This is a genomic window from Paenibacillus sp. TY11 (assembly GCF_059772165.1).
Window position 1 is genome coordinate 55,861 of the sequence record NZ_JCBAIQ010000029.1, and the last position, 7,078, is coordinate 62,938.

At 45.2% G+C, this 7,078-nt stretch carries 6 protein-coding genes and 2 rRNA genes; all 8 read right to left on the reverse strand.

From position 1 onward, the window contains the following. Window positions 1–170: 170 nt before the first annotated feature. The gene (clpC, locus tag AC6EJC_RS24090) at window positions 171–2,615 is read right to left on the reverse strand and encodes an ATP-dependent protease ATP-binding subunit ClpC (RefSeq protein WP_444956107.1); all 2,445 of its coding nucleotides are present in this window, start codon (window positions 2,613–2,615) and stop codon (window positions 171–173) included. 46 nt (window positions 2,616–2,661) lie between these two features. After that, window positions 2,662–3,726 carry a protein-arginine kinase McsB gene (mcsB, locus tag AC6EJC_RS24095; RefSeq protein WP_444956108.1) on the reverse strand — a complete coding sequence of 355 codons (1,065 nt, stop codon included), beginning with the start codon at window positions 3,724–3,726 and terminating at the stop codon, window positions 2,662–2,664. 28 nt (window positions 3,727–3,754) lie between these two features. After that, window positions 3,755–4,279: a protein-arginine kinase activator protein McsA gene (gene mcsA / locus AC6EJC_RS24100; protein WP_444956109.1), complete on the reverse strand. Its 525-nt coding sequence runs from the start codon at window positions 4,277–4,279 to the stop codon at window positions 3,755–3,757. Window positions 4,280–4,348: 69 nt separating this feature from the next. After that, complete coding sequence (locus tag AC6EJC_RS24105) at window positions 4,349–4,813, reverse strand: CtsR family transcriptional regulator (RefSeq protein ID WP_444956110.1); 465 nt, start codon at window positions 4,811–4,813, stop codon at window positions 4,349–4,351. A gap of 76 nt (window positions 4,814–4,889) precedes the next feature. Beyond that, complete coding sequence (locus AC6EJC_RS24110; RefSeq protein ID WP_444956111.1) at window positions 4,890–5,021, reverse strand: hypothetical protein; 132 nt, start codon at window positions 5,019–5,021, stop codon at window positions 4,890–4,892. 329 nt (window positions 5,022–5,350) lie between these two features. Continuing rightward, window positions 5,351–6,538 carry a GNAT family N-acetyltransferase gene (locus tag AC6EJC_RS24115; protein WP_444956112.1) on the reverse strand — a complete coding sequence of 396 codons (1,188 nt, stop codon included), beginning with the start codon at window positions 6,536–6,538 and terminating at the stop codon, window positions 5,351–5,353. A 162-nt stretch (window positions 6,539–6,700) separates the two neighbouring features. Further along, window positions 6,701–6,817, reverse strand: a 5S ribosomal RNA gene (rrf, locus tag AC6EJC_RS24120). Between the two features lie 146 nt (window positions 6,818–6,963). Then, window positions 6,964–7,078: ribosomal RNA gene (locus AC6EJC_RS24125) — 23S ribosomal RNA — on the reverse strand; the annotation flags it as partial.

Below are 7,078 nucleotides of genomic sequence, written 5' to 3' on the forward strand. Positions count from 1 at the left end.
AACAATAAAAGTTTACCATTGAAGCTTGGCGGACGTAAAGCAATATCACAAACTTTCCCAAAGCATTTACCCACCCTTTTCACAGTGTTCTATACACAAAAAGGGTGCCTTCGCAATAGCTTTCCAGCCTGCGAGACACCCTTTTCTACTGTTTTATTTAGTAAACTGCTTTAGGACTTTGTGGATACGTTATCCTTTTTCGTTACTGTCAATGCACCGTTCTCCTCATCAATGAAGAGAGAGTCACCTTTAGTAATGTTGCCAGTCAACAGTTCCTCGGACAGGCGATCTTCAATATGCTTCTGGATTGCACGACGCAATGGACGCGCACCATATGCTGGATCAAAGCCTTCCTTGGCAAGGAATTTTTTAGCATTGTCTGTCAACTCGAAGTCCACCTCATACTCATTCAGGCGTTTACGCAGCTCCTCAGACATGAGTGACACAATTTCGGCAATATGTTTTTCTTCGAGAGAATGGAAAACGATAATTTCATCAATCCGGTTCAAGAACTCAGGACGGAAGCTTTTCTTCAGTTCATCCATCACTTTGCCCTTCATGTTATCGTAATCCGCCCCAGCGTCCACTACAGCTGTAAAGCCAAGCGTGGAGTTACGTTTAATTGCCTGCGCACCAACATTGGATGTCAAGATGATGAGTGTGTTACGGAAATCGACCACACGACCTTTCGAATCCGTTAGACGTCCATCTTCCAGCACTTGCAGAAGAATATTAAAGACTTCTGGGTGCGCTTTTTCAATTTCATCCAGCAACACAACAGAGTAAGGCTTACGACGTACTTTCTCAGTCAGTTGACCGCCTTCTTCATATCCAACGTATCCTGGAGGCGCTCCTACCAGACGGGACGTGGAGTGTTTCTCCATATATTCGGACATATCAATACGGATAACCGCATTTTCATCTCCAAACATGGATTCAGCCAAGGCGCGTGCCAACTCTGTTTTACCAACCCCAGTTGGACCGAGGAAAATAAAAGAGCCGATTGGACGCTTCGGATCTTTCAGTCCGGCACGTGCCCGGCGAATCGCCCGGCTTACTGCCTTAACTGCTTCATCCTGTCCAATTACCCGCTCATGCAGCAACTCTTCCATATTCAACAAGCGGTGTGTTTCTTCCTCTTTCAGCTTGCTGACTGGAACACCTGTCCAGATTGCAACGACCTGAGCGATATCCTCCGGTGTAACTTCGGAATCTGTGCGACCCTGTTGTTCTTTCCATTGGTTTTTCGTGACGTCTAGCTCTTCACGAATTTTTTGCTCTGTATCACGCAGCGCTGCCGCTTTTTCAAACTCCTGGCTTTGTACCGCCGAATCCTTCTCCTTACGGATATCTTCCAGACGGTTTTCCAGCTGTTTCAGGTTTGGCGGTACTGTGTACGAATTCAGCCTTACTTTGGAGCCCGCCTCATCAATAAGGTCAATAGCCTTATCTGGCAGGAAGCGGTCGGTGATATAACGATCTGACAATTTTACGGCCGCTTCAATAGCCTCATCTGTGATCTTTACACGGTGATGCGCTTCGTAACGGTCACGCAGACCATACAAGATTTGAATCGCCTCTTCTGGAGAAGGTTGATCCACTGTAATTGGTTGAAAACGACGCTCCAAAGCAGCATCTTTCTCAATATATTTGCGGTATTCATCCAGCGTGGTCGCACCGATGCATTGCAGCTCGCCACGTGCCAGAGCAGGTTTCAAGATGTTGGACGCATCAATTGCGCCTTCCGCTCCACCAGCACCAATCAGCGTATGCAGCTCATCAATGAACAACACGATATTACCCGCTTGACGAATCTCGTCCATAATTTTTTTCAAACGATCCTCGAATTCACCACGATACTTGGTGCCTGCTACCACAGAACCCATATCCAGTGTCATTACGCGCTTGTCACGCAACGTTTCGGGAATCTCATTCGCTATGATTTTTTGTGCCAATCCTTCGGCAATCGCCGTTTTACCTACCCCAGGCTCACCAATCAGAACCGGATTGTTCTTTGTACGGCGGCTGAGCACCTGAATTACGCGTTCAATTTCCTTGCTACGCCCAATAACAGGGTCCAGGTTGTTTTCCTTCGCAGATGCCGTCAGATCGCGTGCCAGACTGTCCAGAGTTGGCGTGCTGACATTAGCTGGAGCACCGTGATGGCTGGAAACCGCCTCGCTACTGCCTAGCAATTGAAGCACTTGCTGACGCGCTTTGTTCAGACTGATGCCCAGGTTGTTCAGTACACGGGCTGCTACGCCTTCGCCTTCACGAATAAGACCAAGCAAAATATGCTCTGTACCTACATAGGTATGGCCCAATTTGCGTGCTTCATCCATAGATAGCTCAATGACTTTTTTGGCGCGTGGAGTATAGGCAATGTTCGTCGGTTGCTCTTGACCGCGTCCAATCAGTGTTTCCACTTCATCCTGGATTTTTTCCAGTCCCAGCCCTAAACCGATTAAGGCTTTGGCTGCTATTCCTTCACCTTCACGAATGAGGCCTAGCAAAATGTGCTCTGTGCCAATGTTGTTGTGTCCCAATCGAACAGCTTCTTCCTGAGCCAAGGCAAGCACTTTCTGTGCACGTTCCGTAAATCTTCCAAACATCATATATTCTGCACCTCCACAGTGTGTGTATTTCAGATCATTCTATATATTAAAGGGTTGTGCCTAATTTTTGCCGGATCAGCTTCGCCCGGTACATATCGCGCTCACCGGTATTCATTTTATCCCCAAAGCTTTTTTGCAGGAATCCGGGTTGCGTCATCACATTCAGCTCATTCATCGCTGCGGTGGAAGGACGCTCCAAAATCCCTAAATCTACGCCGAGACGTACATCGGACAGCCGCTGTGCAGCCTCCTTAGAATCCAATACCGCTGCATATGACAAAATACCGAATGAACGCATCACCCGATCTGTAATTCGCAACATAGATTCATTCATCAGCCGTTCTCTGGCGGAACGCTCGTGCTCAATAATTTGCAGCACCACACCATGTAGATTCTCAATAATTTCCGCTTCGGTTTGTCCCAGTGTAATCTGATTAGATACTTGAAACAAATTTCCGACCGCTTCGCTGCCTTCACCGTAAATGCCGCGGACCGTAAGACCTACCTGTGAAACAGCGGATAATATACGATTGATTTGATGAGTCATGACTAATGCGGGCAAATGCATCATCACCGAAGCTCTCATACCTGTGCCGACATTCGTCGGACAACTGGTCAGAAAACCTCTCCGATCATCAAATGCATAATCAACATGCGCTTCAAATGCATCATCAATGACCATAGCGCGTTCCCAAGCTTCTCTAACCTGACATCCCGGATATAAGCACTGGATACGCAGATGATCCTCTTCGTTAATCATAACACTAACCGATTCATCATCGCTAATTAAAACAGCACCATTACGAGATTCGTTCGCCAAATTAGGACTAATCAAATGCTTCTCAACCAACACCTGCTTGTCGATCTCATCCAACTCGGATATTTTCAATGTATGAAAAGTACCAAAACGGACTAAATCATCATACTGAAGGATATCCGTCAAGCGTTGAAGCACTTCTTCCGACTGCTGATTGGTAGCAAGCATGGGAAAAGGCAGATGTTGCAAGTTACGCGCAATTCTCACCCGGCTGCTAATGACAATCTCCGAATCCGCAGCATCACCACGCATCCAGTCACTTAGCGGCTTCTCCGTAAACCGGATATTAGGCATTACGCATCCCTCCTACTCTTCACAAACTTTACTCTTCAGTCATTTCTTTTTCAAGCTCTCTGATTTGGTCCCTAAGCTCAGCAGCTGATTCGAATTCTTCCTGTACAATATGCTGTTGCATCTCTTTTTTCAAATCGTCAATTTGCCGTTTAACCTTCAGTCGACCTCCAGTACGGACCGGAACTTTACCAACATGACTCGTACTGCCATGCACACGCTTGAACAGAGGGTCCAGACGACTATCAAAATATTGATAGCACGACGGGCATCCAAAACGTCCCAACTTACTAAACTGTGCATAGGTCATGCCACAATCCTTGCATTGCAGGTTTTGCGGACCACTGTGGCCTGGAGACTGGCTCTTTGTGCTGGAGTCGAAATCCAACATCCCCGACAACAAGCTATGAATCGAAAAGCCGTTAGGTGTTCCATGGATCATCTCCCCTTTTTCCTTCGCACACGTCTCACAAATATGAAACTCTGTCTTTTCGCCATTCACAATTTTGGTGAAATGCAAAGTTGCCGGCCGCATATTACATTCTTGGCACAGCATAAAAGCACCTCCTTCAACGTCAGGATTTTTACAAATCCCTACATCCAAACGTTAGTCTCAATTCACACACTACTTGGCCACCAGCAACGAGATCAGCATAGCCTTAAGCAATCTTGCTCGCAGTTGGTCACGATAGGGAAGCTTCAGCAATAATGTATCCCTCGATAAAGCGGCCTTCATTAGCCTAGCTTCCCTCTTGCTTAAAAAATGGGCTTCCTCTAACTGATAAATCAGTCCTTCTGCTGCCGATTGGCTAATTTCCTCCCCGATGCTCTGATGAAGGTGTGTATGGATCGCATGCTGTGCAGGCAGCTGAATTCGCTGAATGCGAATATATCCCCCACCACCGCGCTTACTTTCCACCACATAGCCTTTTTCCAGCGTAAACCGGGTGCTAATTACATAATTAATTTGCGACGGTACGCAGGAAAAGCGGTCAGCCAGATCGTTACGCTGAATCTCCACTAAACCTTGGGGACTTTCCAGCAATATGCTCTTCAGATATTGTTCAATAATATCGGAAACATTGCGCATTTCATCATCCTCCACTAACGGAAACGCAAGTATTCAAGTACATTTCACGCTCCACAGAGTCCGCCGTATATTGAACTTAACCAAACGGCAAAGTCACGAATCCAAGCTTATTCAGGCCACCGCCTGTTCTACATCCATTGGAATCGTACCGTTTCGTCTCTAGTGTGACCTTTATTTGCGATAAATCATACACTTCTCTTATGTTCATAAGAGGCAGCTCCTAACTACACGCAAATCATTTCGATCCATTTAACTTCTTTGCTGTCAAATTACTTTATACGGCCAATCCATCAGCATAATACTCCTACAGAATCACACTAGGTCTGATTGACTTTGACTTTCTTTGACTATATTCATATTATAGCACACAATTCATTTTTGCCAAGGGGTCAATACCATTTTTCGCAATCTAATTACGTTTTATACAATATCATAAAAAAACTCTTCCCATTGCGGAAAGAGTTTTGAAAATTTATGATAGCCACACAAGTTATGTTGCCTGAAAGTTGGAGCTAAAAAGATCTAAATGGGCCTTTATCAGAAAAAATCCATTAAGAAGGTTTGTTTTACCGGTATTACACGTTTAAGTGCAGACACAGACTCACTGCCCCCTTCAATACGCCCCCACTTATACAGATCCTCAGCCTGCTGGTAGCCAAGCATTAGAGTCGTCAGTGACTGGATCCCAAGTTTCAAGTCGGCTACTATGGCGTTTTCAGATGAATTGCTTGTATCCACTCTGTCCAGATGTCCTTGCCCTTCCGTAGTAATTGTTAATCTCCATACCCCTTCATTCCATGGAGCATACCGATCTGTCAGATCTAAGGTCAAACATGTTTCTTCTCCAATCGGCTCAAAAGGGTATCTCTCTATATAAGCGGCTGCATCCACAATACGACCCATAAAATAAGGCACAGTTTCCTGTTGAATTCGCGGATCATCGAGTAAAAATGCCAAATTGTCATCTGCCGGAACGTAATTAAATTTACCTTGGGTTATCATTGAGTCATGATTTGCAAAATAAGTCCATAAAGCCCGACGAGCCGTCTCATTTTCATATACCAACTCATCACAATTCAACTGTTTATCTTCAATTTTGTATAGTGCATATCCCTGAGGATCGCCTGTTTCTGAGTAATATACCGCAGTTCGATAGTTCTCATTTAAAATCCGCTCTTGCCACCATTCCTTATCTCGTACCAGCGTGCCATTATAACGCGAAGCATACGCTTGATACACTTGGTCCAGTTCTGAAATATCCTTGACATCCCGTTTGACTGTACCTTCTGTTTTAAGTTTAGCAGGGAATTTATCAATTGGAATGACGTACTTTTTGTATTCAATATACGTTTCCCATCCAAATTTACGATAGAAGGCAAAGGAGAAGGGATGCAGAAAAGAAAGGCTTTGTCCCGCAGACTTCATCTCTTCAAGCGCATGCGTCAACAAACGTGAAACCATGCCTCCGCGACGCTTTTCTGGCCATGTTGCCACACCAGCAATGCCCCCCATATCAAAAACCTGACCGTTTATGTATACCTGTAGCGGTAACAAAGTCAGTTTAGCATTCAAGTCATGTCCGTCGAATATTCCCCATGTTTGCTCTGGTTTGAACTTCTTCCTAGCTTTCTCCAGATCCTCCAGGGACATTGTAAACTGAAAAGCATATTGAGATAATTCAATAGCCGATTCAAATTCCTCACGTTGTAATTGTCTGATCTCCATAACTTCGTCACCTCGCTTGTATACTTGGACATCCATAAAAAGATTACACACTTAGAGTGTGGCAAACCCCATTCTCTCTGTCAACCTTAGAAACAGGTGGTCATCTAAAACGCATAAAAAAAGGATGATAATCTCATTGAGATTATCATCCTTTTCACTTTTGCTTGGCGACGTCCTACTCTCCCAGGACCCTGCGGTCCAAGTACCATCGGCGCTGGAGGGCTTAACGGTCGTGTTCGGGATGGGTACGTGTGGAACCCCTCCGCTATCGCCACCAAACATGTATTTGACTCGCAAATACTTTTTCAGGAATCAGCATCGCCAAATGCTGTGTGTTCGCTTGTCTCATATAAGCTACTCGAGCTTATACTAAACTAAACTTACACCCTGAAAACTGGATCCGAAACTCATTTGCGTTTTATCTTTAGGATAAGCCCTCGACCGATTAGTATTGGTCAGCTCCATGCATTACTGCACTTCCACCCCCAACCTATCTACCTCGTCGTCTTCAAGGGGTCTTACTAATTGGGAAATCTCATC

What these genes read in the sequence shown, in the direction of transcription:
- clpC (WP_444956107.1), bottom strand. Translation starts at nt 2,615, where the DNA reads ATGATGTTTGGAAGATTTACGGAACGTGCACAGAAAGTGCTTGCCTTG.
- mcsB (WP_444956108.1), bottom strand. Translation starts at nt 3,726, where the DNA reads ATGCCTAATATCCGGTTTACGGAGAAGCCGCTAAGTGACTGGATGCGT.
- mcsA (WP_444956109.1), bottom strand. Translation starts at nt 4,279, where the DNA reads ATGCTGTGCCAAGAATGTAATATGCGGCCGGCAACTTTGCATTTCACC.
- AC6EJC_RS24105 (WP_444956110.1), bottom strand. Translation starts at nt 4,813, where the DNA reads ATGCGCAATGTTTCCGATATTATTGAACAATATCTGAAGAGCATATTG.
- AC6EJC_RS24110 (WP_444956111.1), bottom strand. Translation starts at nt 5,021, where the DNA reads ATGAACATAAGAGAAGTGTATGATTTATCGCAAATAAAGGTCACACTA.
- AC6EJC_RS24115 (WP_444956112.1), bottom strand. Translation starts at nt 6,538, where the DNA reads ATGGAGATCAGACAATTACAACGTGAGGAATTTGAATCGGCTATTGAA.